The sequence below is a fragment of the Mycobacterium sp. IS-1496 genome, assembly GCF_001499995.1.
In the GTDB taxonomy this organism is placed as follows: Bacteria; Actinomycetota; Actinomycetes; order Mycobacteriales; family Mycobacteriaceae; genus Mycobacterium.
Window position 1 is genome coordinate 161080 of sequence record NZ_LQIU01000023.1, and the last position, 25901, is coordinate 186980.

Sequence of the window (25901 nt, forward strand, 5' to 3'; positions counted from 1 at the left end):
GATGACTTGACTATAGAAGCGGGTTTGTCCGCTGTCTAGACACAGAGCATCTTTTTGTAAAACAGGTTACTCGGTGACCGCTTCCCGCTCCCGCTGTCCGAGCAGCGAATGCCGACGGCCGTAGAGGAAGTAGACGACCACGCCGATCGCCATCCAGATGAGGAACCGCATCCAGGTCAGGCCGGTCAGGTTCAGCATCAGCCACACGCAGGCGATGATCGCGGCGATCGGCAGCACCGGCACGAACGGCGCCTTGAAACCGCGCTTGAGGTCCGGGCGGGTGCGCCGCAGCACGATCACCCCGGCCGACACCAGCACGAACGCGAAGAGCGTGCCGATGTTGACCATCTCCTCGAGCTTGCCGATCGGGAACACCGTCGCGGCGACCGCCACGACCACACCGACGATCACGGTGATACGCACCGGGGTGCCGTGCTCACCGGTCTGGGCCAGCTGACGTGGCAGCAGACCGTCGCGCGACATCGCGAACAGCACCCGCGTCTGCCCCAGCATGAGCACGATCACCACGGTGGTGAGACCGGCCAGCGCGCCGATGGAGATGACGGTCGCCGCCCAGTCGACGCCGTTGGCCTCGAAGGCCGTCGCGAGGTTCGCCCCGCTGCCCGCATCGCGCAGTTGCGTGTAGGACACCATGCCGGACAGGACCACGGCGACGGCCACGTACAGGACGGTGACGATCGCCAGCGAGGCGAGGATGCCGCGGGGGACGTCGCGCTGCGGGTTCTTGGTCTCCTCCGCGGTGGTGGCCACGATGTCGAAGCCGATGAACGCGAAGAACACGATCGACGCGCCGGCGAGCAGGCCGTACCAGCCGTAGGAGCTGCCCTCCGCGCCGGTGATCAACGAGAACAACGACTGCTCCGAACCGGTGCCGCCCTCACCGGATTCGGCGGGCGGGATGAACGGCGAGTAGTTGGCGGCCTTGATGAAGAACGACCCGACGACGACCACCAACAGCACGACCGCCACCTTGATGACGGTGATGATCAGGCTGACTTCCGCGGAGAGTTTGGTCCCACGGGCCAGCAACAGCGTGACGACGGCGATGATCACCAGCGCTCCCCAGTCCACCTCGAACCCGCCGAAGTTCGCGACCCCACCGCCGAAGCCGAACACCGTCCCGAGGTAGCTCGACCAGCCCTTGGCCACCACCGCGGCGGCCACGGCGAACTCCAGGATCAGGTCCCACCCGATGATCCAGGCCATGAATTCGCCGAAGGTGGCGTACGAGAACGTGTACGCGCTGCCGGCCACGGGCACCGTCGAGGCGAACTCGGCGTAGCACAGCGCCGCCAGCCCGCACGCGATCGCGGCGATCACGAACGAGATCGAGATCGCCGGGCCGGTGAGGTTGCCCGCCGTCGACGCGGTGATGGTGAAGATGCCGGCGCCGATCACGACCGACACGCCGAAAACCGTCAGATCCCACCAGCTCAGGTCCTTGCGAAGCCTGGTCCCCGGCTCGTCGGTGTCGGCGATCGACTGCTCGACGGATTTCGTGCGCCATCTACCGGCCATGACGTTTCCCTTTCGGATGGGTCGCGATGCGAGTTGAGGGCCTGGATTCGGGGACAGTACCGAGTACTGTGCACCGATGGGGCGGAGTACTAAACACGCGATCGTCGTCGGGGGCAGCATCGCGGGAATGTGCGCAGCGCGCGTGCTGTCCGATTTCTACGACCGGGTGACCGTCTACGAACGCGACGACCTGCCGGACCAGCCGGTCAACCGGGCGGCGGTGCCGCAGGGTCGCCACGTCCACCTGCTCATGGCCCGCGGGGCCCAGGAGTTCGAGAGCCTGTATCCGGGCCTGCTCGACGGCATGGTCGCCGAGGGCGTGCCGATCCTGGAGAACCGGCCGGACTGCATCCACTTCGGCGCGGCCGGACATGTGCTGGGCACCCGGCACACGTTGCGCGACGAGTTCACCGCCTACGTCCCCAGCCGCCCGCAGCTGGAATGGCAGATCCGTCGGCGCACCATGGCGATCCCGAACGTGACCGTCGAACAGCGGTCGGTCGGCGAACCGGTCTTCGATCCCGTTGCCCAGCGCGTCACCGGTGTGCTGCTCGACGCCGACGGCGCGCAGGAGAAGGTGGCGGCCGACCTCGTCGTCGACGCCACCGGTCGCGGCACCCGGCTGCCGGTGTGGTTGACGCAGTGGGGTTTCGAGCGCCCGCCCGAGGACACCGTCGACGTCGGCATCGCCTACGCCACCCAGCAGGTCCACATCCCCGAGGGGCTGCTGGCCGAGAAGGTGGTGGTCGCAGGCGCGTCGACCGAACGGCCGGTGGGCGTCGGAATGCTGTTCTACGAGGACGGCAACTGGAACATCACGACGTTCGGTGTCGGCAAGGTGGCGCCCCCGCAGAACTTCGCCGAGATCTGCGACCTGGTCGACACGATGCTGCCCGCACACGTCGCCTCCGCCGTGCGCGCCGGGACTCCACTGGGCGACATGGCCTTTCACAAGTACCCGACCAGTCGCTGGCGTCGCTACGACAAATTGGACCGGTTTCCCGCGGGCATCGTGCCCTTCGGCGACGCGGTCGTGAGCTTCAACCCCACCTTCGGTCAGGGCATGACGATGACCTCGCTGCAGGCGGGTCATCTGCGCCGGGCGTTGCAGCGCCCCGAGCCGGAACTGGCGCGTGCACTGAGCAAGGCGACGGCCAAGACCACGTTCCCGGTATGGCAGATGAACGCGATCGGCGATCTGACGCTGCACCGCGCGAGCGGCCCGATGCCCAAGTGGTACGGACCGGTGGGCGCCCTGTTCGATCAGTTCCTCGGCGCCGCGGAGACCGATCCGGTGCTGGCGGAGTGGTTCCTGCGGCGGTTCAGCCTGCTCGACAGTCTCTACATGGTTCCCTCGCCGCGGTTGGTCGGACGCACCATCGGCCACAACATGCGGTTGTGGCTGGCGGAGAAGCGGGCCACCACGCGGCGCGCGCGTGAGCGCGAACTCGTCGCGACCCGCTAGATCCCGACGGTGACCCGGAATACGGTCGTCGGCACGGCGGCGAGCAACTGGACGGGGCTGTCGTCGGCGGTCACCCAGGCCGCCGCACCTCGCTGCAGGGTCAGGACGTCGCCGCCCTTGGCGTGCACCTCCGCGCCGCCCTCAGTGCACACGAGCACCTGGGGGCCGTCGTGCGGCGACGGTGCGTCCACCTCGTGGCCGACGTTCTCACCGTGAAGGCGCAGCACCGACACCGCGAACTCCGGCGCCGGGGTGCGGTATTCGTATTCGATTCCCTCCCTGGCGATCTCGGGCCGTAGCACGAGGTCGGGGGTCGGCGTGAAGTCGAGGACCCGAAGCAGTTCGGGGACGTCGACGTGCTTGGGCGTCAACCCACCGCGTAACACGTTGTCGGAGTTGGCCATGACCTCCACACCCACACCGTGCAGATAGGCGTGCAGGTTCCCGGCGGGCAGGTATATCCCCTCCCCCGGGCTCAGCGTGATCCGGTTGAGCAGCATCGCGGCGAGCACTCCGGCGTCCCCCGGATAGCGTTCGCCGAGTTCGAGCACCGTCTTGACCTCGGCCGCGAATTCGGTCTGCCCGGCGCGGATGTAGTCGATCGCCCCGTCGAGCACCGCGGGCACCAGCACGTCGAGGTGCGGCTGGGGTGCGGTGATCCAGGTGGTGAACAGGGCACGCAGTCCGTCGGGTTCGGACTGCCCGTGCAGCAGGTTGACGAACGGGTCCAGTTCGGGCACTCCGAGTGCCCGCATCAGCTCGACGGTGCGCGGGACCGGACGGAACCCGGCCAGCGCCTCGAACCGGTCGAGGGCGACCAGCAACTCGGGTTTGTGGCTGCGGTCGCGGTAGTTGCGCATCGGCGCCGACACCGGGATCCCGAGCCGCTCCTCGCGGTCGTAGCCCTCGGCGGCCTGCTGCGCGCTCGGGTGAGCCTGCAGCGACAACGGCTCGTCGGCGGCGAGCACCTTCACCAGGAACGGCAGCGTCTCACCGAACCGGTCGACGACCGCGGCGCCCAGCTGGCCGTCGGGGTCGTCGCGCAGCGCCTCGAGCAGCGAGACCTCGCCGCCCTCGTCCTGGAGATAGGCCGGATCCCCAGGGTGGGCGCCGAACCACAGCTCCGCCTCCGGATGCGCTGTCGGACTTGGCCTTCCGGTGAATTCGGCGATCGCCGTCCGCGAACCCCAGGCATAGGTCCGCACCGCTCCCCTCAGCAGATGCACCCGATCAACCTCGAACCAGTCGCAGGTAGACCGCGGTCATCTCCAACCGCACCGCCAGTTTCGCCAATTCCTGTTCCATCCCCCTGCCGACGGCCGCAGCCCCTCCTGGCTCCGGTCCGTCGGGTACGTCTTCGGCGTTGATCACGTCGACGTCGTCGTATCCGCTGACCCGCGCCGACACCGTCGGGCGCTCCGCATCGGTGGTCAGCACGACCGTGCGCACGCGTCGTGGCAGTGGCCCGTCGAGTTCCTCGTCGTGGAACAGCGACGCTCCGGCGCCGCCCGCCCCGGCCGCGCCGAATCCGTTCCGCAGCGCCACCAGCACGTCGCCGAGGCCGACCGCGGCCACCGTCTCCTGCGCGACCCGCAGCAGCACCGCCGCGCCGTGCCGGGCCAGCGCGAGCGTGGTCGCGGTGTCACCCGCGAGGACGACGTCGCGTCCCGAGATGCGTTCGGCCAGCGCCTTGGCGGGATTGGTGAACAGGTCACGGCCCGCGCTGTTGCGCAGCGCCTCGGCGTCGAGTTGGTCGGCGAGTTCGCCGAGGTCCACCCGCAGGCCGGGGTCGACGACCTGCAGGACGGCCAGGCCAGCCGCGAGGTAACGCGACAACCCGAAGTCGTCGGGCACCCACAGACGTGGTGCGAGCGCGACCGCGCGCCCGGCCGTCGCATCACGCAGCGGCCCCTCGTAGGGAGCGACCACCACCACGCGGGCCCCGCGACGCACGCCTGTCGCGGCCGCCGACACCAGCGCGGGATCGGCGGGGTCGTCACCGGCGACCACGATCACGTCGAGCGCGCCGATCCAGGGCGGCGCCGCGGCCACCGTCACGATCGGGGCGGCGACGACGGCGCCGAACGCGGCGGCCAGCACCGCGCCGGCGGTCTCGGCCGTGCCACGACCCGCAACCCAGATCACGGTGCGCGGCGGCTGACCCGAGCGCAGTGACTCGAGCAGGCCCTCGTCGAGCGCGGCCGCCGTCGCGCGCACCTGTGCACCGGCCATCGCGGCCGCCCTCAGCAGACCGTCGCGGTCGGCGGCCAGCAGGGCCTCGCCGTCGTCGAGGTCCACCACGGCAGCCGATGATCCGGTCACGTCGATGTCCCGCCTTGTTCGGCGTTCTGGGCGTGAACGGTCTCGGAGACCTGCCCGACCACCTCGTCGACCTCCTCGGCCGTGCGCGCCTCGACGTTGAGGCGCAGCAACGGTTCGGTGTTGGAGGTGCGCAGGTTGAACCACCGGCCCCCGCCGAGGTCGACCGTCACCCCGTCGAGGTGGTCGATCGAGTGGATGCGGGTGCCGAAGGACTTGAGCACCGCCTCCACGCACGCGGGCGCGTCGGCGACGGTGAAGTTGATCTCGCCGGACGCCTCGTAACGCTGGTAGTCGGCCATGAAATCCGACAGCGGACGATCCTGTTCGCCGAGCGCGGCCAGCACGTGCAGCGCGGCGAGCATTCCGGAGTCGGCGCCCCAGAAGTCCCGGAAGTAGTAGTGGGCGGAGTGTTCGCCGCCGAAGATCGCCCCGGTCTCGGCCATCAGTCCCTTGATGTAGGAATGCCCGACGCGCGAGCGCACCGCAGTGCCGCCGCGTTCGGCGACCAGTTCGGGGACCGCACGCGAGGTGATCAGGTTGTGGATGACCGTCGCGCCGATCTCCCGGCGGAGTTCGCGGCCGGCCACCAGCGCGGTCACCGCCGAGGGCGACACCGCCCGCCCCTTCTCGTCGACGACGAAGCAGCGGTCGGCGTCACCGTCGAAGGCCAGTCCGATGTCGGCGCCGGTCTCGAGCACGAAGGCCTGCAGGTCGATCAGGTTGGCCGGGTCCAGTGGGTTGGCCTCGTGGTTGGGGAAGGTGCCGTCGAGTTCGAAGAACAGCGGCAGCAGGGTGACCGCCTCGATGGGGCCGAGGACCGCAGGCGTCGTATGCCCGGCCATCCCGTTACCGGCGTCGACGGCGACGCGCAGGGGACGCCGCCCGGAGATCTCCACCAGCGACCGGAGGAATGTGCCGTAGTCGGACAGCACGTCGCGCTCGGATGCGCTGCCGCGGGGCCCGTCATGGGCGGGTACGCCGTCGATGACCTGCTCGGCGATCTGCGCGAGCCCGGTGTCACGGCCGACCGGTTTGGCCCCCGCGCGGCACAGTTTGATGCCGTTGTAGGCGGCCGGGTTGTGGCTGGCGGTGAACATGGCCCCGGGGCAGTCCAGCAACCCCGAGGCGAAGTACAGCTGATCGGTGGACGCCAGCCCGATGCGGACCACGTCGAGGCCCTGCGCGAGCACACCCTCGGCGAAGGCCTCCGACAGCGCGGGAGAACTCGACCGCATGTCGTGGCCGATCACGACCTGGTGGGCGCCGTCGGCGACCAGCCGTGCGAACGCTCCGCCGACGTCGGCCACGAAGGCCTCGTCGAGTTCCTCGCCGACCAGGCCACGTACGTCATACGCCTTGATGACGCGATGCACCGCCGCAGCCGGCCTAGACATACAACTCCTTGGAGTCGGGGACGTTTCCGTCAGCCTATCCGCACCGGAGGGATCGTTCGCGAAGCTATGACGCCCTATGCGGGGCGGTTCGGAGTCATTCGGCGGGGTCGGGGAGCACGCGCAGGTGGCCGCGTCGGCGTCCGGTCGGCTCGGGCCGCCGCACGGGGGGCGCCAGCAACGCCCCGCTCTGGGCGCCGCTCGTGGGGTCGGAGAATCCGGGGACGACTCCGCCGCGGGCGGGTGCCGTCGCGTCGCGGCCCTCCCGGACCGCGTCGGCCAGGGCGACGAGCTCGTCGTCGTCGGAGTGCGAGGGCAACGGTCCGGCGTGGCGGACCAGTTCCCACCCGCGCGGCGCGGTGATCCGGCCGGCGTGGCCCACACACAGGTCCCAGGAGTGCGGTTCGGACACGGTGGCCAGCGGGCCGACGACAGCGGTGGAGTCGGAGTAGACGAACGTCAGCGTCGCCACCGCATAGTGGGGGCACCCGGGCCTGCAGCAGCGACGGGGAACATTCACGAACGGAAGGCTATCGCGGGACAAACGCCGCGTGGTGCCGGACACGCGCAGCGGCGGACCCGCCGATAGCCAACCGTTACGATCGGTGACCGTGGCCGAGCCCAACCGCTGGAGATCACGCCGCGGTCGCGAGATGCGCGGCCCGCTTCTCCCGCCGACGGTGCCCGGGTGGCGCAGCCGGGCCGAGCGGTTCGACATGGCGGTGTTGGAGGCCTACGAACCGATCGAGCGGCGGTGGCAGGACCGGGTGTCCGGACTGGACGTCGCCGTGGACGAGATCCCGCGCATGGCGCCGAAGGATCCCGAGAGTGTGCAGTGGCCGCCCGAGGTGGTGGCCGATGGGCCGGTGGCGCTGGCCCGGTTGATACCGGCCGGCGTCGATGTCCGCGGTAACTCCACGCGGGCGCGAATCGTGTTGTTCAGGAAGCCGATCGAGCGTCGGGCCAAGGACTCCGACGAACTCGCCGAGCTATTGCATGAGGTGCTCGTGGCTCAGGTGGCCACATATCTGGGGGTCGAACCCTCCGTCATCGACCCGACGATCGACGACGATTGAGGCGCCCCCCGCAGGAGGGGTCAGATGATGCCGCGCTTGAGGCGACGGCGCTCGCGCTCGGAGAGCCCGCCCCAGATCCCGAAGCGCTCGTCGTGGGCCAGCGCGTAGTCGAGGCACTCGTCCCGGACCTCGCAGCCCATGCAGATCCGCTTCGCCTCGCGAGTCGAACCACCCTTCTCGGGGAAGAACGCCTCGGGATCGGTCTGAGCGCACAGGGCGCGCTCCTGCCACAGATCGTCGGCGTCCTCGGGTTCGGCCTCGACGCGTTCCGGAACCAGACTCAGCTGAGGCCTTCCCATGGCCTCGATCGGTGCGGCTCCGGTGTCGGTGTGTGGCGCCCCGCCGACGGAGCCGAGTAGCCGGCTGTCGAACCGGACTACGCGATCGAATTCGCTTTGCTCAAAAGACATTTCCCGCCCCTCCTCACTCGGTGTCGTAGATCCACGTGGCCCCACTCGGTACTGAAGGGCCGGCTCAATTCGAACAAGTGATCGAATCTCGGTCTGCGACACCGAAATCGGCTGGCCAACCGGGAAATGACACTGGTGTGATTACACACGGGCGGGAGGCTGCGGTCAAGCGCTGGAACAGGAATTCATACCACCTCGTGACACTTCTGCGGCGCGTCGGAAATCTCGGCGTGTCCCGCCCGTGACGTTGCCCGCCACCCGGGTGCGGACAGCGGTGCCACCTCGCGGCGGGCGAGCGCCTAGTCTCGTTCGATGTGAAGGTGACGGTTCTGGTCGGCGGCGTCGGTGGGGCACGGTTCCTGCTCGGCGTGCAGCACCTGCTCGGTCTGGGCCGGTTCGCCCCCGACGGTGCGCAGGACTCCCCCGGCCACGAGTTGACCGCGGTGGTCAACGTCGGTGACGACACATGGATGTTCGGTGTGCGGATCTGTCCGGACCTCGACACCTGCATGTACACCCTGGGCGGCGGTATCGACCCCGAGCGCGGGTGGGGCCATCGCGACGAAACCTGGCACGCCAAGGAAGAACTCGCCGCCTACGGCGTCCAACCGGACTGGTTCGGACTCGGCGACCGCGACCTGGCCACCCATCTGGTGCGCAGCCAGATGCTGCGCGCGGGTTTTCCGCTGTCCGAGGTCACCGAGGCGTTGTGTGCCCGATGGAAGCCGGGTGCCCGGTTGCTGCCCGCCAGCGACGACCGCAGCGAGACCCACGTGGTGATCACCGACCCCGATACCGGTGAGCGGCGCGCCGTCCACTTCCAGGAGTGGTGGGTGCGGTACCGGGCGAAGGTGCCCACCCACAGCTTCGCCTTCGTCGGAGCCGAGAAGGCCGCCACCGCGCCCGGCGTCACCGAGGCCATCGCCGGCGCCGACGTGGTACTGCTGGCGCCCTCGAACCCGGTGGTCAGCATCGGCTCCATCCTCGCCATCCCCGGCATCCGAGGCGCCCTGCGGTCGACACCGGCCAAGATCATCGGCTACTCACCCATCGTCGCCGGAAAACCCCTGCGCGGCATGGCCGATGAGTGCCTGTCGGTGATCGGCGTCGCATCGACCTCCGAAGCGGTCGGCCGTCACTACGGAGCCCGGTCGGGCACCGGCATCCTCGACGGATGGCTGGTGCACGAGGGCGACACCGCGCAGATCGACGGCGTGGAGGTCGCCGCGGTACCGCTGCTGATGACGGATCCGGCGACCACCGCCGACATGGTGCGCGCCGGGGTGCGACTGGCCGGGGTGCCGCTGTGACCCGGCCGGACTCCGCCGCAGGGACCGACCACGGCTCGGCCGCGGCGGTCGAACTCCTGCCGGTGCCCGGGTTGCCGGAGTTCCGGCCCGGCGACGACCTGGCCGCGGCGCTGGCGACCGCGGCACCGTGGCTGCGCGACGGTGACGTCGTGGTGGTCACCAGCAAGGTGGTGTCCAAGTGCGAGGGCCGCATCGTCACCGCACCGGAAGATCCCGAGGAGCGGGATGCGTTGCGCCGCAGACTCGTCGACGACGAGGCGGTGCGTGTGCTCGCCCGCAAGGGACGCACACTGATCACGGAGAACGGCATCGGTCTCATCCAGGCGGCGGCCGGAGTCGACGGGTCCAACGTCGAGACGACCGAACTCGCCCTGCTGCCGGTCGACCCGGACGGAAGCGCCGCGCGTCTGCGGACCGGCCTCGCCGAACGACTCGGCGTCACGGTCGGAATCGTCATCACCGACACCATGGGACGCGCGTGGCGCAACGGCCAGATCGATGCGGCGATCGGCGCCGCGGGCCTGAGCGTGCTGCACGGATACGCCGGCGCCCGCGATGCCCACGGCAACGAGCTGCTGGTCACCGAAGTCGCCGTCGCCGACGAGATCGCCGCCGCCGCGGACCTGGTCAAGGGAAAACTCACCGGCATCCCCGTGGCCGTGGTCCGCGGACTGACGTTGGCGGACAACGGATCCACCGCACGCGATCTGCTTCGCCCCGGCGAGGACGACCTCTTCTGGCTGGGCACCGAGGAGGCGATGGCCCTGGGGCGCGCCCAGGCGCAGCTCCTGCGCCGTTCGGTGCGCCGGTTCACCGCCGACCCGGTTCCCGCGCAGATCGTCACCGACGCCGTCGCCGAAGCGCTCACCGCACCGGCCCCGCACCACACCCGGCCCGTTCGCTTCGTCTGGGTGGCCGAACACACCGTGCGGACCCGGCTGCTCGACCGGATGAGAGACCGCTGGCGCGGCGATCTGCAGGCCGACGGCCTGTCCGCCGATGCCGTCGAGCGCCGGCTGGCTCGCGGTCAGATCCTCTACGACGCACCGGAACTCGTCATCCCGTTCCTGGTGCCCGACGGTGCGCACGAATACCCCGACGCGGCCAGGACCGCCGCCGAACACACCATGTTCACCGTTGCGGTGGGGGCCGCCGTCCAGGCGTTCCTCGTCGCACTGGCGGTCCGGGAGGTGGGTAGCTGCTGGGTCGGCTCGACGATCTTCGCCGCGGACGTGGTGCGTGAGGAACTGGACCTGCCCGCAGAGTGGGAACCGTTGGGAGCCGTGGCGGTCGGCTACCCCGCCGAACCGCAGGGCCCGCGCGATCCTGTTCTCCCAGAAGGACTTCTGGTGCGCCGGTGACTCTGCACGCGTCGACGGTCGAGATCCTGACCGACTGGGCCGCTCCCGACCCGGCGCAGGATTCGTTGCGGCACGCGGTGATCGCGTTCCTCGCCGCGCGCCCCGACGGGTGCCTGCGTTCCTGCGTGCCCGGCCATGTCACCGCCTCCGCGCTGGTGCTCGACCACACCGGCACCCATGCGGTGCTGACGCTGCACCCGCGCTTCGGCCGCTGGCTGCAGTTGGGCGGACACTGTGAGCCCGACGACCCGGACATCGTCGCCGCCGCACTGCGCGAGGCCGCCGAGGAATCCGGGATCACCGGGCTCGACATCGATCCGCGCCTCGCGGCCGTCCACGTGCATCCGGTGACCTGCTCGCTCGGCGTGCCCACCCGTCACCTCGACCTGCAGTTCCTGGTGCGCGCACCGCAGGGCGCACGCATCGCCCGCTCGGAGGAGTCCCTGGACCTGCGGTGGTGGCCCCTCGACGGGCTCCCACCGGACACCGACTTCGGGCTGGCGCAGCTGGCCGCGGAGGCGCGGCGGCGGGGTCAGACGTCGGTGGAGTAGCGGATGCCGCCGTCGGGGATCTTCACACCCGGCCACACCCGCGCCCCGCGCAACAACTCACAGCGTGCGCCGATGTCGGCGCCGTCGCCGATCACGGCATCGCGGATGAGGGCGCGCGGGCCGATCCGCGCGCCGAACCCGATGATGGACCGCTCGATCACCGCACCGGCACCCACCCGCACACCGTCGAAGATCACCGCACCGTCGAGGCGGGCACCCGCGCCGACCTCGGCGCCGCGACCCACCACGGTGCCGCCGATCAGCAGCGCGCCGGGCCCGACGGCCGCGCCGTCGTGCACGAGTTCCTCGCCGCGGTGCCCCTGCAGGGCCGGCGACGGTGCGATGCCACGCACCAGGTCGGCCGAACCACGCACGAAATCCTCCGGGGTGCCCATGTCGCGCCAGTACGTCGCGTCGACGTAACCGCAGACGCGCAGACCGTCCGAGAGCAGGTTGGGGAACACCTCACGCTCCACCGACACGGCGCGGTCGCGCGGGATGCGGTCTATCACCGAACGCTTGAAGACGTAACAGCCGGCGTTGATCTGATCGGTCGGCGGATCCTGCGTCTTCTCCAGGAACGCGGTGACCACGCCGTCGCCGTCGGTCGGCACGCATCCGAACGCCCGCGGGTCACCCACCCGCACGAGGTGCAGCGTGACGTCGGCGTCCTTGCTCACGTGGCTGTCCAGCAGCGCGCGCAGATCGCACCCCGAGAGCACATCGCCGTTGAACACCATCGCGGTGTCGTAGCGCAGTTTCTCGGCGACGTTGGCGATCGCGCCGCCGGTGCCCATCGGCTCGGCTTCGAAGACGTACTCGATCTGCAGGCCCAGCTTCGACCCGTCGCCGAACTCGGCCTCGAAGACGTCCGCCTTGTAGGACGTCCCGAGTATGACGTGTTCGATGCCCGCCGCGGCGATGCGGGACAGCAGGTGGGTCAGGAACGCCAGCCCGGCCGTCGGCAGCATCGGTTTGGGCGCCGACAGCGTCAGCGGGCGCAGGCGGGTGCCCTGCCCGCCCACCAGCACGACGGCGTCGACCTGCGCCGGATTCACCATGACGTACCCCCCTTGGCCTGAGCTCGCCGAGCTTTGCGCACCACCAGACCCGCTCGCACGGCCAGCGCGCCCTTCATCGCTCCCCGCAGCGGCGCCTGCCACCGGCGAGGGTACCGATCAGACAAGAAAGTGTAGGTGCTGCGGTGATGGGCGGCCAGGTTGCGGGCCGGGTCCCGACCGGTCGAATGCCCCTTGTCGTGCAGGATCTCCGCCGACGGCACGTACACGTTGAGCCACCCGGCCTTGCCGAGTCGATCACCGAGGTCGACGTCCTCCATGTACATGAAGTACCGCTCGTCGAACCCGCCGATCTGTGCGAACGCCGAGCGGCGCAGCAGCAGGCAGCTCCCCGACAACCAGCCCACCGGACGTTCGCTGGGCTCGGCGCGGTCCTGGCGGTAGGCCGCGGTCCACGGGTTGGACCGCCAGAACGGGCCCACCACGGCGTGCATCCCGCCGCGGATGAGGCTGGGCAGGTGGCGCGCCGACGGATACACCGAACCGTCGGGGTCGCGGATCAGCGGTCCGAGGGCGCCGGCCCGCGGCCACCGGTCCGCGGCCTCCAGCAGCAGGTCGATGGAGCGCGGACCCCACTGCACATCCGGGTTGGCGACGATCAGGAATTCCGAGCAGTCGGGGTCGACGCCCTGTTCGATCGAGGCGACCGCCCGGTTGACCGCGGTGCCGTAGCCGAGGTTGCCGCCGGTGCGCAGCAGCCGGATGTTGGAATACCGCTGCAGCGCCTGCTCCGGAGCGCCGTCGGTGGACCCGTTGTCGGCCATCACGACCGAGACCGGCCGATCGGTGGCATGCGCCAGCGTGGCCAGGAACCGGTCGAGGTGCGGGCCCGGTGAGTACGTCACCGTGATGACGACCAATTGGTCACTCATCCGGCGACCACCCGTTCACGCAGCACGGCGTAGAGGGTAGCGGCACGTCACCGGCCCTCGTGCAGGGCAGAGACCAGCGCCTCACGCCACGGGCGGAGCGGGGTCAGGCCACACGCCGCCGACCCGGAGCCGGACAGCGCCGAATACGCGGGCCGTCGGGCCGGGCGCGGAAAGCGGTCACCACCGACCGGCCGCACCCGGTCGGGGTCGGCGCCCACGGTCTCGAAGACCGCGCGGGCCTGGTCGAAGCGGCTGGCCTGGCCGTCGTTGGCGGCGTGCAGCACCGGCCCGCGGACTCCCCCGTCGGCGATCTCGAGCAGCGCCCCGGCGAGGTCGTGCGCGCTGGTGGGTGAACCGATCTGGTCGGCCACCACCTCGACGGTGTCCGTACCGAGGGCCTTGCGGCGCATCGCGGCGACGAAGTCGGTGCCGTCGGCGCCCTCGTAGACCCACGCGGTGCGCACCACGTGACCGTGCGGAAGCGCGTCGAGCACCGCACGCTCGCCGGCGAGCTTGGTGCGCCCGTACACGCTCAGCGGGTCCGGCGCATCGTCGATCTCGTAGGGATGCGGCGGCGCCCCGGCGAAGTCGCCGCTGAACACATAGTCCGTCGACACGTGGACCAGGCCGGCGCCGACGCGCGCGCAGACGGTCGCGAGGTTGCCCGGGCCGACGGCGTTGACCGCATGCGCCCGGTCGGGCTCGGATTCGGCGCGGTCGACGTCGGTGAACGCCGCGCAGTTGACCACCACGTCGCCCTCGGCGACCCGGTGCGCGATCGCGCCGGGATCGGTGATGTCACAGTCGGCCGACGCGAGCGCCAGCACGTCACGCCCCTGGCGCCGGGCCTGAGCAGCCAGGATGCGCCCGACCATGCCGCCGGCACCGGTGATCACGAGTCGTTGCGGCATGCGTGTGAGTTTGACACGCGGCCTGGCGCGCCGACGATCGCTACCCCGTCTGCGCTGCCCTCGCCAGTAACCTGGGCTGATGCCCGCTCGAGTCCTTCGTGCCGTCGCCGTGACGGTCGCCCTTGCCGTGGTGCTCGGGACCGGTGTGGCCTGGAGCCGGATTCGGTCTTTCGAAGAGGGCATCAACCACATCAGCTCTCCGGCGCTCGGCGAAGGCGGCGAGGACGGTGCGATCGACGTCCTGCTGGTGGGGTCCGACAGCCGGACCGACGCTCACGGCAACCCGCTGTCGCAGGAGGAGCTGGCGACCCTGCGCGCCGGTAACGACGTGTCCACCAACACCGACACGATCATCTTGATCCGCATCCCGAACAACGGGCAGTCGGCCACGGCCATCTCGATCCCGCGCGACTCGTACGTCCAGGCTCCCGACCTGGGCAAGATGAAGATCAACGGTGTCTACGGGTCGGTGCACCTCGAGAAGCTCAAGGAGCTCGTCGAGGTACAGGGCATGGACCCGGCCGAGGCCGAACCGCTCGCGATCGAAGACGGCCGGGAGGCGTTGATCAAGACGGTGGCGAACCTGACCGGGGTCACCGTGGACCACTACGCCGAGATCGGGCTGCTGGGCTTCGCGTTGATCACCGACGCCCTCGGTGGTGTCGATGTCTGCCTCAAAGAACCTGTCTACGAACCCCTTTCGGGTGCGGACTTCCCGGCCGGGTGGCAGAAGCTCAACGGGCCGCAGGCTTTGAGCTTCGTGCGCCAGCGCCACGACCTGCCGCGCGGCGATCTCGACCGGGTGACGCGCCAGCAGGCGGTGATGGCGTCGCTGGCCCACGAGGTGATCTCCAGCAAGACGTTGTCCAGCCCTGCGACGCTGAGCCGGCTGGAGGCGGCCGTGCAGCGGTCGGTGGTGCTCTCCGACGGCTGGGACATCATGGATTTCGTGGACCAGCTGCAGAAGCTGGCCGCCGGCAACGTCGCGTTCGCCACGATCCCGGTGCTGCGTGAGGACGGCTGGAGCGACGACGGCATGCAGAGTGTGGTGCGCGTCGATCCCACGGCCGTTCAGGAGTGGGTGACGGGCCTGCTCAACGAACAGGACGAAGGCAAGACCGAGGAACTCGCGTACACCCCGGACAAGACGACCGTGGAGGTCGTCAACGCCACCGACATCAACGGTCTGGCCGCCTCGGTGTCGGCGGTGCTGTCGCAGAAGGGGTTCACCCCCGGCGCGACGGGCAACTTCGAGGGCGGCGCCGCCGTCAACGGCAGCCAGGTTCAGGCCGCCAAGGCGGATGACCTGGGCGCACAAGCGGTTTCGAAGGATCTGGGCGGGCTCACCGTTGTGGAGGACGGTTCCGTGGCACCGGGCACGGTGCGGGTCGTGCTCGCCGACGACTACACCGGCCCCGGCTCCGGACTCGACGGCACCGACCCGACGATGCTGACCGCCGACCCGGTCGCCGCCGGGGCCACCGATCCGGCCGCGCCGCCGCCACCCCCGCAGATCATCACCGCCGGTTCCGACGATCCGGAGTGTGTGAACTGACTGTCACCGGGGCACTGCTCGGGCCGCTGCTGGACGCCGACCCGGCCGGGCCGAGCATCACCTATTACGACGACGCGACCGGCGAACGCATCGAGGTCTCCCATGTGACGCTGGCCAACTGGGCGGCCAAGACCGGCAACCTCCTTCGCGACGAACTCGGGGCGGGGCCGGCGAGCCGGGTGGCGATTTTGCTGCCCGCGCACTGGCAGACCGCGGCGGTGCTGTTCGGCCTGTGGTGGATCGGCGCGGAGGCGCTGGTGGGTGCCGCGCCCGAGCTGGACGGGGCCGACGTCGCGCTGTGCACCGCCGAACGCATCGACGAGGCGGACGCGGCGGCGGGGATGGGTGAGATCGCCGTGTTGTCGCTGGATCCGTTCGGCAGGCCGGTGCCCGATCTGCCGGTGGGCCTCACCGATTACGCCACGGCGGTGCGGGTGCACGGCGACCAGATCACCCCCGAACGCGCACCGGGCCCGGCGCTGAGCGGACGTTCGGTCGACGAGGTGCTCACCGCGGCCGCCGGCGCCGCCACCGCCGCCGGTCTGCAGCCGCGGGACCGGGTGCTGTCCACCGCCGACTGGGCCAGCGCCGACGACGTGGTCGAGCGGCTGCTGGCGGTCTACTCCGTCGGCGGGTCCCTGGTCCAGGTCGCGCATCCGGATCCGGCTGCGTTGGAACGCCGCCGGGCGATGGAGAAGGTGACCCGCGGACTGAACTGAGCTCCCGCTGGGCAGTGGGCAACGCCTGGACCATCGTGTCGATGGCGTCCTTCGTCTGCGGGTTCAACGCGCTCAACGCGGTGCCGCGACGGCAGCAGTCGGCGTCCCGGGCGATCGAGACCCTCGCCCCGGCCGCCGACCGCACGTCCTGACAATCGTCGCCGCGGCGGTCAGAAGCGAAATTCCGTCGGGGGCCGGTCGGTCCGCCCGAGCATCCAGGCGATCGCCGCGGCAGACCGTTCCGCCGCGCGCCCGTCTCCGAACGGGTTTCCCTTCGAGACCATCGCCGCCCGCTCTTCGGGGTCGTCGAGCAGACGGCAGGCGTTGCCCAGCACCGCATCGCGGTCGGTGCCGACGAGTACCGCGCACCCCGCGTCGACGGCCTCCATCCGCTCCGTGACCTCCCGCAGGACGATCACGGGGACACCGAAACTGGGTGCCTCCTCCTGGATCCCCCCGGAATCCGACAGCACCAGGGTGGCCGCGGCGAGCGTCGCGACGAGCACCGGATACGACAGGGGTTCGGTGACCAGCACCCGGGGATGCGCGCCGAGCGCGGACCGGACCTGAGCCGCGACAGCGGGATTGGGATGAGCAGGCAGCACCACCTCGACGTCGGAGTACTTGTCGAGCAGCAGCGCGACCGCGGTCAGTACGCGGTCGAGCGGCTCACCCCAGGATTCGCGACGGTGTGCCGTCACGAGCACCAGCCGGCTGCGGCCGGCTCTGGCCCGCTCGACGAACTCCGCCACGCGGGCGTCGGCGACGGGCCCGCTTCGTGCGGCGATGCCGAGGACCGCGTCGATCACGGTGTTGCCGGTGACGACGATGTCGCCAGGCCGGGTGCCCTCCCGTTCGAGGTTGGCCCGCGCCTGCACGGTGGGCGCCAGATGCAGCCTGCTGATCTGTCCGACCAGCCTGCGGTTGCCCTCCTCGGGGAACGGCGCCGCCAGGTCGTGTGACCGCAGACCCGCCTCGACGTGGGCGATCGGCACCTTCGCCCAGAAGGCGACCATCGCCGCGGCCAACACCGTCGTGGTGTCCCCCTGAACCACCACGGCCGCGGGTGTTCGCTGCTGCCAATGGGTTTCGAGCTGCACGGTCAGCGCGGCCATGAGTTCGGCCTGACTGCCGCTGCCGCGGTCGATGCTCAGCGTGACGTCCGGTTCGAGGCCGAACGCGTCGAGCGCCTGATGAACCATCGTCGGATGTTGGCCGCTGGCGACGAACACCGGCGTCATGCCCTGTGCCCGCAGGGCGGGCACCAGCGGCGCCAGCTTGATGGCTTCGGGGCGGGTCCCCGCCACCAGGTGGACTTCGGTCACGCCGCCCACTATGCCTGATTCAGTGAAGTGTTGTAAATTCGCTTAGCAAAGTGCAGGCTGTTCTCGGCGAGCAGCGCCCGCACCCACCCGTGACTACCAGAAACGGCAGGTTAGACCGATGTACGCCCATCTCTTGCTCGTCCTGTCGACTTTTTCGTACGCTACTGGGCTGATTCTGCAAAGTATGGCTGCTCGCCGTATCGCCATCAGCAACACACTTGGGCTGACCCTCGTGAGGCGCCTCGCCACCGACCGGTGCTATGCCGCCGGGCTGGCCGCCCAGGTGGTCGGCTTCCTGCTGGCCTTCTTCGCCCGCGAAACCTTGCCGGTGTACCTGGTGCAGGCCGGCGCCTGCGCCGCGGTCGGCGTCGCGGCGGCGCTGGGCGCGGTCATCCTCGGTTGGCGGGTCACTCGCCCCGAACTTGCCGTGCTCGCAGTGCTGACCGTGGCGTTGGCCCTGCTCGCCGGGGCCGCGGAACCGTCCCGGATCACCTCGGTGCCGCCGTCGACGGGCTGGGTGCTCGCCGCGGTGCTGGCAGCCTGTGTCGGCCTCGCGCCCGCGGCCTGGCGGGCCAGGGGGGCGGTGCCGCTGGCCGGCCTCGCCGGTGCGGCCTTCGCCGTCCTGGCGGTGGCGAGTCGTCCGCTGCCATCCCTCGAGTGGACGGCCCTGCTGGTGCATCCGCTGGCCTGGCTGACGCTGGCGTCCGCCGCTGTCGGGCAGGTCATGTTGGCCGCGGCCCTGCAGCGCGGGTCGACGACCTCGGCCGGCGCGGCGATGGACGCCGTGACCATGGTGGTGGCGTCCGCCGCCGGTATCGCGCTGGTCGGCGATCGGATCGCCGACGGCCGGGCGGCCTGGCTGGTCGCCGGGCTCTTCCTCATCGTCGCCGGGGTACTGGCCATGGGCCGTGTCGGCACGGTCGTCACCGAGGGCCGCACGGATCTCGCACCGTCCGACCAACCGATCACCCAGGGAACCCGATGACGTCTTCACTCCCCGTCGCCAGCGTGTCGTTCGACCTCGACAACGTGTGGTCGTTCCTCAAGACCCACGGCGACTCGTCCTGGGAGTCCCGGCCCAGCTACCTCGAGGTCGCGACACCGCGGATCGTCGAGTTCCTCGGTGAGATACATTTGCGATCAACGATTTTCGTGATCGGCGCGGATGCCGACCGTGACGACGGCGCCGAGGCGGTGCGGGCGTTCGCCGCCGCCGGGCACGAGATCGGCAACCACTCCTACGAACACGAACCGTGGCTGCAGCGCTACAGCGTCGAGGACCTCGCCGCCGAGATCGACCGCACGCACGCGGCGATCGTCGCCGCGGGCGCACCGGCACCAACAGGGTTCCGCGGACCCGGCTACAGCACCAGCCCCACACTGGAGCGACTGCTCGTCGAGCGCGGATACACCTACGACGCCAGCAGCTTTCCCACCTGGATCGGGCCGCTGGCACGAGCCCACCACTTGCGCACCGCGCACCTGAGCACCGCACAGCGCGAGGAGCGCGCACACCTGTTCGGCGGGCTGGACCAGGCGCTGCTGCCCCTGCGCCCTCACCGGTCGACCAGCGGGATCGCCGAACTGCCGGTCACCACCATGCCGCTGCTGCGGATCCCGATCCACGGGTCCTACCTGATGCAGCTGTACTCGATCTCACCGAAGGTGGCTCGGCTCTACTTCAGGACCGCCGTCCGGCTGTGCCGCGCGCGCGGCATCGGGCTGACCATGCTGCTGCACCCCCACCACCTGCTCGACCGCGGCGACGCGCCCGCACTCGATTTCTTCCCCGGCATGTCGGTACCGGCCCGCGAGAAGTACGCGTTCATGCAATGGGTGCTGGCGACCATGCAACGCCAATTCACCGTGCTCGGGACCCGGGACCACGTCATCCACGCGCTCGAAACGGGACACCCCCATGCGTCAGCGGCGTGACCCCCGGCGGACACCGACCGGATCGGTGCCCGCGGCGGTCGTCGCCGCCGCGGTGGTGACCGTCCTGGTCGCCGCAGGCGTACAGGCGGCCCACAGCGCGCCACCGGACGAGACAGCCACTCTGCAAACACAATTCGACCAGCTCCGGCCCGGGGAGACCCTCCGCCTGGACCGGCGCACGTACGCCCATGCCGGGGTCATCCGCGTCACGGTGCCGGGAGTGCGCATCGAGGGCAACGGGGCGACGCTGGCCGCCACGAACGCGCCGGCCTCGGCGCTGCAGATCGACGCCCCCGGGGTCAGCCTGACCGACGTGACCCTGAGCGCACCCACCGACGGCCCCCGACTGACAGGCCTCGAGCAGCACAAGCTCGTGGTGAGTGGTGACGGGGTCTCGCTCACCGACGTGACGGTCGACGGTTCGGCCGCCGCCGGGGTGTTCGTCGACGGCGCCGACGGCTTCCGCCTCACCCGCGTCGCCGTTCGCGACACCCTCGCCGACGGCATCCACATGACCGACGGCGCCACCAACGGCACGCTCGAGAACCCGAGGACCGAACGCACCGGCGACGACGGGGTGGCCGTGGTCTCCTACGGCACCGACGCCCCGTGCGCGGGCATCACCATCACCGCGCCCGTGGTGGCCGGAACCCGTTGGGGCCGAGGCATCTCCGTCGTCGGCGGCCGCGACGTGTCGGTACGCGACCTCACGGTGTCGGGCACCAGCGGCGCCGGGGTCTACGTCGCCTCCGAGGGAGCCCCGTACTTCACCGACTCCGTCGCGGGGGTCCGCGTCACCGGCGGCACGATCACGGGCGCGAACACCGACCCCGCCGTGATCCACGGCGCCGTGCTGGTCTACTCGGGCAACGCCGGCCGGTCGGTGAGTGACGTATCGATTTCCGGTCTGACCATCACCGCGACGTCGCCCAGCGCGGAACGCAATGTCGGCGTGATCGCCCGGCCGGGGTCCGTCGACGCCGTCACGTTCAGCCGAATCCAAGTGCGCGACAGCGACTTGCGACCCCTTCTCGTCGACGCGCCCGCCGGAGCCGTCCGGGCCTCCGACTTCACCGTCAACGGCGAACCGGTCGACGTCCGATGACCAGCCGACCCACCAGGAGCACCGTGACAACAGCATTGACCGTCGTGCACGTGACCGAGTCGTTCGCCAGCGGCACCGCGGCGGCGATCCGCGACTTCGCGCGCAACTACCCCGCGGCCGAACACCGACTCGTGTACGCCCGCCGTGCGGAGGCGTCGGTCAGCCCGGCGGAGTTCGTCGGCTTCGCCGCGGTGGCCGAACTGCCCGACGGGCACGTCGCCCGACTGCGGTTCCTCCGCCGCTACGCCAAGGGACTGCGCGGGCCGGTCGTGATCCACGCCCACTCCAGCAAGGGCGGGGTGTATGCGCGCGTCGCGCTGCGCCGCTCCGCCCGGCGTCCGATCGTCTACTCCCCCCACTGCTACGCCTTCGAACGCCGCGACGTCGGAATGCCGGTGCGCACGGCCTTCCGGGCCGCCGAATGGGCGCTGTCGCTGAACACCAGCGGCTTCGGCGTCTGTTCGCCGCGCGAAGCGGCCCTGTCCCGCTGGCCACTGGCCCGGCCCCGGGTGGTGACGGTGCCCAACGTCGCCGGACCGTGCACGGTCCCGTCGGGCACGAGATCCGCGCCGGCGCAGGGCCTGTGCGTCGTCGGCAACGGCAGGCTGGGACCTCAGAAGGACCCCGGATTCTTCGCCGACGCGGTGGCGCACGCCAGGATGGCGCACCCCGACCTGCGGGCGGTGTGGATCGGCGACGGTGACGCCGAGTACGTCCAGTACCTCACCGACCGCCAGATCGAGGTGACGGGGTGGCTGCCCCGATCGCAGGCGCTCGCCGAACTCGCCCGCGGGGACGTGTATCTGCACACCGCGGTGTGGGAGGGACTCCCGATCTCGATCCTCGAGGCCGACGCGGCCGGTCTCCCGGTCGTCGCGCGCGCACGGCCCTACCTCGACGGGCTGCGGCTGCCGTTGACCGTCGGAGCGCCCTCCCAGTTCGCCGACGTGCTGACCTCGCTCGACACCGCGCACGCGCGGACCGCCGCCCGCGACGCGACCAGGGTCGCGTTCGCCGACAACTGCGACGGCAGCCAGCAGGTGGCGCTCAAGGAGCTCTACGGCCCGTACGCCGGGGCTCGCTGATGGATCCGGTGCACGTCAACGGCAAGTGGTTGGCCCAACCCCTGACCGGCACACAGCGGTACGCCACCGAGATGGTGCGCCGCCTCGTCACGGCGGGCGCGGTGGATCTGGTGCTCCATGTGCCCAGCGGCGCCGACGCGCCCGAGTGGGCGTCGGCGCGGCGCGTGGAGATCCGCCGCGCCCCGGTGGGCGGCGTGGTGTTCGAGCAGCTGTACCTGCCGGTGGTGACACTGGGCCGGATGCTGCTCAACTTCGCCGGTCCCGCACCGCTTCTCAAGCGCAGGCAGCTGGTGACGATGCACGATGCGACCGCGTTCCGGTACCCGCGCACCTTCCGGCGCACGTTCGTCGCGTTCTACCTCGTGATGTACCTGCTGTTGTCCCGCACGGCACGGCAGCTGCTCACCGTATCCGAATTCAGCGCCGACGAACTGGCCGCGGTGCTGCGGGTCGACCGGCGGCGGTTCCTCGTGGCCCCCTGCGCCGCGGACGGTTTGGCGCAGATCGCACCCGTGCGCCCCGACCTCGACATCGCAGGCGGGCAGTACCTCGTCGTGGGCACCCTGGCCAGACACAAGAACCTCACGGGCGCCGTGGCCGCGCTCACCGGGTCCGGGCGCGACGTGGTGGTCGTCGGAGCCGCCGGCCGTGACCAGGTCTTCTCCGCCATGTCCGATCTGGGATCGGCGGCGACCGTGGCCGGCCGTCTCACCGACGCCGAACTGGTGTGGCTGTACCGCAATTCACGCGCGCTGGTGTTCCCGTCGAGATACGAGGGTTTCGGACTGCCGGTGCTGGAGGCGCAGGTGCTGGGGTGTCCGGTCGTCAGCTCGTCGGCGGCCTCCCTCCCCGAGGTCGGCGGCAGCGGCGCCCTGTACTTCGACCCCGACGACAGCGCTGCCCTGCTCGAGCGACTCGACGAACTCGAACGCGACGACGCGTTGGCGAGCGACCTGCGGGAGCGGGGGCTCGTCAACGCGCAGCGCTACTCGTGGGAGCGTTCGGCGGAGACGGTGCTGACGCGGGTGCTGGGCGTGCCCGCTGCTGCGCTCAGTGCGGCGACCGGTTCCTGAACATCGCCTCGTCGGGTGCTGCGCCACCGACGATCGGCGCGGACGACCAGCAGGGCGACGACGCCCAGCGCCACCCACGACGGCAGCGACCGTCCCTGCGTCCAGTGCATGTACCGCGGGAGTTCGATCAGCCCGACGAAGAACAGCGGATACATCAGCAGGCCGGCCGGTGAGGCCTCGCGGAAGGACCGGTACAGCAGTCCCGCGATCACCCCGGCGACCAGGAAGAACACCAGCCCGCCCGCCGTGCCGTAGTCGAGATACGGGATCGAGAAGCCCGTGGCGTTGTTGAACTCCGGGTTGCCGTAGTCGGTGAGCATCGCGACGTAGTCGGCGTCGGTCACCACACCGTTTCGCCCCGGGAAGTTCCCGGCCAGCTGATCGTAGAGCTGAAGTTGACGCACACCCGGTGCGTCCCAGAGGAATTCGAGTGTGGTCAGGGGCTCCCTGCCCGCCACGTTGAGATGGTTCAGCTCGAGGTAGCCGTTGTTCACCGCGGTGGCGTAGTAGCCGGCGACACGTTCGAAGGAGAACTGCCAGAAGCTCTGCCCCGTGCCACGGAAGAACTCCCAGCTGCGGAAGTACTCGAAGACGGAGAAGACGACGACCACCGCGGGCAGCGCCACCACCGGCACCAGCCGCACGAGCGACCGCAGGCGGGGCGTCTCGGCGGCGCGGTAGCACGCCACGACCGCGATCGGGACGACGAGTTCGAGGATGGCCAGCCGTTCGGCGAAGATGAAGGCCCGCGGCACGGACATCCCCACGACGGCGACGATCTTCAGGAGTTCGGCCCGCGAATTCTGTTGCGCCAGGACGATGCTGGAGATGATCACCGCGGCGATGCCGAACTGCGTCATGGTGGTCACCCCGGGGATGGTGCCGACGAGAGTCTTGATCGGGGCGGAACCGGAGTAGCCCGAGGCGCCGGCGATCTGTGCCCAGCCGATGCCGGCCCGGGCCAGGAGATACCCGAACCCCAGGTAACCGAGGGCCGTCAGCGCGACCAGGACCGAACTGGCCCGGCACAGCAGCGCGACCGACCCGGGGCTCAGGTTCGGCCACCGCTGCGCGGGGATCTGCACCGGACGCAGCGCCCCGACCGCGCTGGCGCCGACGGCCAGTGCGAGCGCCCCGCAGAACATCAGGAGCAGCACATGGCCGGTCACCGACTTGGGGGTGTTCCACAGCGCGCGGAACCGCTGGTCACCGACCGCCGCGGTCAGCAGGATCGACATGGTCGCCACCATGAGGATCACCGGCGTGGGCCCGACCCACCAGACCCTGGTGCGACGGGCGGTGACGTCGTTCCTCACGGGGCGGTGGCCGCGGCCGATTCGACAGCGGGGTCGGCCGCACTGTGGCCCGGTGTGTTCGCGTGTCCGGTGGCGCGCGGCGGCTCGGCCGGACCGCCGACGGTGAACAGGGGCCAGTAGGTGACCACCGCCCGCAACGGCACGGCGCTCGAAGCGGTCGCGGCGCGGACCGCGGACACCGCCGCCACGGAGTCGACGTTCAGGCGGCACACCAAGATCAGATCCGTTGCCGCGGCGATGGCCTGGGTGGCCAGGGGGGAGTCGCCGAGCGCGCCGATGTCGAGGATCAGTGTGTGATCGTGCTCGGATCCGGTCGGGAGCGTGACCGAGCCCTCGGCCAACGTGGCCAGCACCGTCGGCCCCTGTTCCGCGGCCGCCGTCTCCAGCAGCGCGGCGACCAGTCCGGAGCCCGAGGACCGGGACGCCCCGATGACGGCGATGATCCGGTTGGGCGCCGTATCGGGGCACTGCGCGAACAGCGTCCGCGCCACGTGTCGTTGCGCGCCCGCGGCGTTCGCGCCCCGGCTGCCGCGCAGGCTGACCTCGGGGGTGAGGATGCCGTCGACCGCGTCGGCGATGTCGGTGACGGCGACGACCCGGCCCGAGCGGCTCCGGTAGAGGCCCAACGCCACGAGCGCGAGCAGTCCACCGAGGAGCCCGCCGAACAGCGCTCCGAGCGGCCATCGATCCGACCCGACCGAGGAATCGGTCAGCGGGGCGTTGAGGATCTGCATCCCGGTCGGCTGCGCGGCCTGCAGTTCGACGTTGGACCGCAGTAGCGTCAAGTCGTTGAGCCGACCGACGTCGCGGGTCGCCCTGACCGCCTTGATGCGCTCGTCGATCGCGCCGAGGGCGCTGTCCAACTGCTGGTCGGTGAGCTGGCGGAGCCGCTGTTCGTAGAGGTTCAGAGCGGTCCGCACCGTGTTGGTCGATTCGAGGGCGGTCGCGCCGGTCGAGGAGATCGTCAGGACCTGTGACGTGCCGTTCTGGGTGATCGTCAGGTGCGCGGCGCCCGGTCGGCGAAGCCGGTTGTTCACCGCCCTGGCGAATCCGGCGCCGTCGAGGTAGGCCACCTCACCCGAGACGTAGTCGCTGATGTGGCTCTGCGTGAAGTCGATGCGCGCACCGGTCACCATGGCGACCAGGTCGACCGGTGGCGTCACCCTGATCTGCGCGCTCGAGGTCGGATCCGCGTTTCGGTTGAGGTATACCGCGCCTCCGGCGAGCGCACCCAGCGCGACGCCGATCAGCGTGCCCACCGCGAGCACGACAAGCCACGTCCGGGAGGACCTCCGGGTGATCGCCGAGAGGACTGACGACTGGATCGGGGAAAGCTGGACAGCCACGGGTTCGCGCTCCTCAACGGATCGGCATGCGTCGACCCCACGGTTCTCGGGTCATTGCTGGTTTGTCACGCCGCATACTATGCCACTGGCGACTGGCTGGCTACCTCGCCCCTGAAAAACCCGTATATCGTCGTAACTCCCGCATTCATCGCGTG

24 protein-coding genes are annotated in these 25901 nt (G+C 70.4%); 12 read left to right on the forward strand and 12 right to left on the reverse strand.

All coding sequences use genetic code 11. From position 1 onward, the window contains the following. Positions 1 to 66 precede the first annotated feature (66 nt). Positions 67 to 1539, reverse strand: a complete 1473-nt coding sequence (locus AU195_RS13900; protein ID WP_059159636.1) for an amino acid permease — start codon at positions 1537 to 1539, stop codon at positions 67 to 69. 76 nt (positions 1540 to 1615) lie between these two features. Here AU195_RS13900 and AU195_RS13905 point away from each other — a divergent pair, with 76 nt between their 5' ends. Beyond that, positions 1616 to 3004, forward strand: coding sequence for an FAD-dependent oxidoreductase (locus AU195_RS13905; protein WP_059159637.1), 1389 nt, complete (start codon positions 1616 to 1618; stop codon positions 3002 to 3004). Here the strand turns inward: AU195_RS13905 and manA are convergent. The 4 genes from manA to AU195_RS13925 form a co-directional block, all read right to left on the reverse strand. Beyond that, a complete protein-coding gene (gene manA / locus AU195_RS13910) occupies positions 3001 to 4230 on the reverse strand; it encodes a mannose-6-phosphate isomerase, class I (RefSeq protein WP_059159638.1) in 1230 nt (409 codons plus the stop codon). The two genes, AU195_RS13905 and manA, sit on opposite strands and share 4 nt — an antisense overlap. Before the next feature lie 4 nt (positions 4231 to 4234). Beyond that, positions 4235 to 5326 (reverse strand): hypothetical protein, encoded by a 1092-nt coding sequence (locus AU195_RS13915; protein ID WP_059159639.1) that lies wholly within the window; start codon positions 5324 to 5326, stop codon positions 4235 to 4237. Then, the gene (locus AU195_RS13920; protein WP_059159640.1) at positions 5323 to 6720 is read right to left on the reverse strand and encodes a phosphomannomutase/phosphoglucomutase; all 1398 of its coding nucleotides are present in this window, start codon (positions 6718 to 6720) and stop codon (positions 5323 to 5325) included. Before AU195_RS13920 ends, AU195_RS13915 begins: the two co-directional genes overlap by 4 nt. Before the next feature lie 94 nt (positions 6721 to 6814). Next, on the reverse strand, positions 6815 to 7237 hold the full coding sequence (locus AU195_RS13925; RefSeq protein WP_059159641.1) for a DUF3499 domain-containing protein: 423 nt from the start codon (positions 7235 to 7237) through the stop codon (positions 6815 to 6817). A 133-nt stretch (positions 7238 to 7370) separates the two neighbouring features. On the opposite strand from AU195_RS13925, the gene AU195_RS13930 reads away from it, so the two are divergent. Further along, entirely contained in the window at positions 7371 to 7793 is a 423-nt protein-coding gene (locus AU195_RS13930; protein ID WP_011855006.1) for a metallopeptidase family protein, read from the forward strand. A gap of 20 nt (positions 7794 to 7813) precedes the next feature. On the opposite strand, the gene AU195_RS13935 is transcribed toward AU195_RS13930, so the two are convergent. Beyond that, the gene (locus tag AU195_RS13935; protein ID WP_172800576.1) at positions 7814 to 8092 is read right to left on the reverse strand and encodes a WhiB family transcriptional regulator; all 279 of its coding nucleotides are present in this window, start codon (positions 8090 to 8092) and stop codon (positions 7814 to 7816) included. Between the two features lie 425 nt (positions 8093 to 8517). On the opposite strand from AU195_RS13935, the gene cofD reads away from it, so the two are divergent. Genes cofD through AU195_RS13950 form a run of 3 tightly spaced genes read left to right on the forward strand, consistent with a single transcriptional unit; the run spans position 8518 to position 11425 of the window. After that, positions 8518 to 9513, forward strand: a complete 996-nt coding sequence (gene cofD / locus AU195_RS13940) for a 2-phospho-L-lactate transferase (protein WP_059159643.1) — start codon at positions 8518 to 8520, stop codon at positions 9511 to 9513. Next, complete coding sequence (locus tag AU195_RS13945) at positions 9510 to 10874, forward strand: coenzyme F420-0:L-glutamate ligase (protein ID WP_059159644.1); 1365 nt, start codon at positions 9510 to 9512, stop codon at positions 10872 to 10874. Before cofD ends, AU195_RS13945 begins: the two co-directional genes overlap by 4 nt. Beyond that, entirely contained in the window at positions 10871 to 11425 is a 555-nt protein-coding gene (locus tag AU195_RS13950; protein ID WP_059159645.1) for an NUDIX domain-containing protein, read from the forward strand. The genes AU195_RS13945 and AU195_RS13950 overlap by 4 nt, the downstream gene beginning before the upstream one ends. Here AU195_RS13950 and manB read toward each other — a convergent pair. The 3 genes from manB to rfbD are packed head-to-tail and all read right to left on the reverse strand — an operon-like array spanning position 11407 to position 14287. Next, complete coding sequence (gene manB, locus AU195_RS13955) at positions 11407 to 12486, reverse strand: mannose-1-phosphate guanylyltransferase (RefSeq protein WP_059159646.1); 1080 nt, start codon at positions 12484 to 12486, stop codon at positions 11407 to 11409. The two genes, AU195_RS13950 and manB, sit on opposite strands and share 19 nt — an antisense overlap. Further along, complete coding sequence (locus AU195_RS13960) at positions 12480 to 13376, reverse strand: glycosyltransferase family 2 protein (RefSeq protein ID WP_059159647.1); 897 nt, start codon at positions 13374 to 13376, stop codon at positions 12480 to 12482. Before AU195_RS13960 ends, manB begins: the two co-directional genes overlap by 7 nt. A gap of 47 nt (positions 13377 to 13423) precedes the next feature. Continuing rightward, on the reverse strand, positions 13424 to 14287 hold the full coding sequence (gene rfbD / locus AU195_RS13965; RefSeq protein WP_059159648.1) for a dTDP-4-dehydrorhamnose reductase: 864 nt from the start codon (positions 14285 to 14287) through the stop codon (positions 13424 to 13426). 79 nt (positions 14288 to 14366) lie between these two features. On the opposite strand from rfbD, the gene AU195_RS13970 reads away from it, so the two are divergent. Both AU195_RS13970 and AU195_RS13975 read left to right on the forward strand, forming a co-directional pair. Beyond that, positions 14367 to 15842: an LCP family protein gene (locus tag AU195_RS13970; protein WP_059159649.1), complete on the forward strand. Its 1476-nt coding sequence runs from the start codon at positions 14367 to 14369 to the stop codon at positions 15840 to 15842. Continuing rightward, on the forward strand, positions 15830 to 16561 hold the full coding sequence (locus AU195_RS13975; RefSeq protein ID WP_059159650.1) for a TIGR03089 family protein: 732 nt from the start codon (positions 15830 to 15832) through the stop codon (positions 16559 to 16561). Before AU195_RS13970 ends, AU195_RS13975 begins: the two co-directional genes overlap by 13 nt. A gap of 170 nt (positions 16562 to 16731) precedes the next feature. On the opposite strand, the gene wecB is transcribed toward AU195_RS13975, so the two are convergent. After that, a complete protein-coding gene (gene wecB, locus AU195_RS13980) occupies positions 16732 to 17886 on the reverse strand; it encodes a non-hydrolyzing UDP-N-acetylglucosamine 2-epimerase (protein ID WP_286149237.1) in 1155 nt (384 codons plus the stop codon). Between the two features lie 184 nt (positions 17887 to 18070). Here wecB and AU195_RS13985 point away from each other — a divergent pair, with 184 nt between their 5' ends. From AU195_RS13985 to AU195_RS14005, 5 genes are read left to right on the forward strand one after another with little or no spacing between them, the layout of a single operon-like run. Beyond that, on the forward strand, positions 18071 to 18871 hold the full coding sequence (locus AU195_RS13985; RefSeq protein ID WP_286149238.1) for a hypothetical protein: 801 nt from the start codon (positions 18071 to 18073) through the stop codon (positions 18869 to 18871). Continuing rightward, a complete protein-coding gene (locus AU195_RS13990) occupies positions 18868 to 19821 on the forward strand; it encodes a polysaccharide deacetylase family protein (RefSeq protein WP_059159653.1) in 954 nt (317 codons plus the stop codon). The genes AU195_RS13985 and AU195_RS13990 overlap by 4 nt, the downstream gene beginning before the upstream one ends. Then, on the forward strand, positions 19805 to 20926 hold the full coding sequence (locus tag AU195_RS13995) for a right-handed parallel beta-helix repeat-containing protein (RefSeq protein WP_059159654.1): 1122 nt from the start codon (positions 19805 to 19807) through the stop codon (positions 20924 to 20926). Before AU195_RS13990 ends, AU195_RS13995 begins: the two co-directional genes overlap by 17 nt. Positions 20927 to 20949: 23 nt before the next feature. Continuing rightward, positions 20950 to 22011: a glycosyltransferase gene (locus AU195_RS14000; protein WP_059159655.1), complete on the forward strand. Its 1062-nt coding sequence runs from the start codon at positions 20950 to 20952 to the stop codon at positions 22009 to 22011. Next, entirely contained in the window at positions 22011 to 23084 is a 1074-nt protein-coding gene (locus tag AU195_RS14005) for a glycosyltransferase family 4 protein (RefSeq protein ID WP_286149240.1), read from the forward strand. The genes AU195_RS14000 and AU195_RS14005 overlap by 1 nt, the downstream gene beginning before the upstream one ends. Here the strand turns inward: AU195_RS14005 and AU195_RS14010 are convergent. After that, positions 22997 to 24400 (reverse strand): O-antigen polymerase, encoded by a 1404-nt coding sequence (locus AU195_RS14010; protein ID WP_286149242.1) that lies wholly within the window; start codon positions 24398 to 24400, stop codon positions 22997 to 22999. The genes AU195_RS14005 and AU195_RS14010 overlap by 88 nt on opposite strands. After that, positions 24397 to 25746 (reverse strand): GumC domain-containing protein, encoded by a 1350-nt coding sequence (locus AU195_RS14015; protein WP_157531131.1) that lies wholly within the window; start codon positions 25744 to 25746, stop codon positions 24397 to 24399. Before AU195_RS14015 ends, AU195_RS14010 begins: the two co-directional genes overlap by 4 nt. Positions 25747 to 25901 lie beyond the last annotated feature (155 nt).

Bases quoted from the DNA above. Each gene is read 5' to 3' on its own strand.
- AU195_RS13990 (WP_059159653.1), top strand. From the start codon at position 18,868: ATGACGTCTTCACTCCCCGTCGCCAGCGTGTCGTTCGACCTCGACAAC.
- AU195_RS13985 (WP_286149238.1), top strand. From the start codon at position 18,071: ATGGCTGCTCGCCGTATCGCCATCAGCAACACACTTGGGCTGACCCTC.
- AU195_RS13920 (WP_059159640.1), bottom strand. From the start codon at position 6,720: ATGTCTAGGCCGGCTGCGGCGGTGCATCGCGTCATCAAGGCGTATGAC.
- manB (WP_059159646.1), bottom strand. From the start codon at position 12,486: ATGGTGAATCCGGCGCAGGTCGACGCCGTCGTGCTGGTGGGCGGGCAG.
- AU195_RS13935 (WP_172800576.1), bottom strand. From the start codon at position 8,092: ATGGGAAGGCCTCAGCTGAGTCTGGTTCCGGAACGCGTCGAGGCCGAA.
- AU195_RS13960 (WP_059159647.1), bottom strand. From the start codon at position 13,376: ATGAGTGACCAATTGGTCGTCATCACGGTGACGTACTCACCGGGCCCG.
- rfbD (WP_059159648.1), bottom strand. From the start codon at position 14,287: ATGCCGCAACGACTCGTGATCACCGGTGCCGGCGGCATGGTCGGGCGC.
- AU195_RS13900 (WP_059159636.1), bottom strand. From the start codon at position 1,539: ATGGCCGGTAGATGGCGCACGAAATCCGTCGAGCAGTCGATCGCCGAC.
- AU195_RS14005 (WP_286149240.1), top strand. From the start codon at position 22,011: ATGGATCCGGTGCACGTCAACGGCAAGTGGTTGGCCCAACCCCTGACC.
- AU195_RS13970 (WP_059159649.1), top strand. From the start codon at position 14,367: ATGCCCGCTCGAGTCCTTCGTGCCGTCGCCGTGACGGTCGCCCTTGCC.
- AU195_RS13905 (WP_059159637.1), top strand. From the start codon at position 1,616: ATGGGGCGGAGTACTAAACACGCGATCGTCGTCGGGGGCAGCATCGCG.
- AU195_RS13995 (WP_059159654.1), top strand. From the start codon at position 19,805: ATGCGTCAGCGGCGTGACCCCCGGCGGACACCGACCGGATCGGTGCCC.
- AU195_RS13930 (WP_011855006.1), top strand. From the start codon at position 7,371: ATGCGCGGCCCGCTTCTCCCGCCGACGGTGCCCGGGTGGCGCAGCCGG.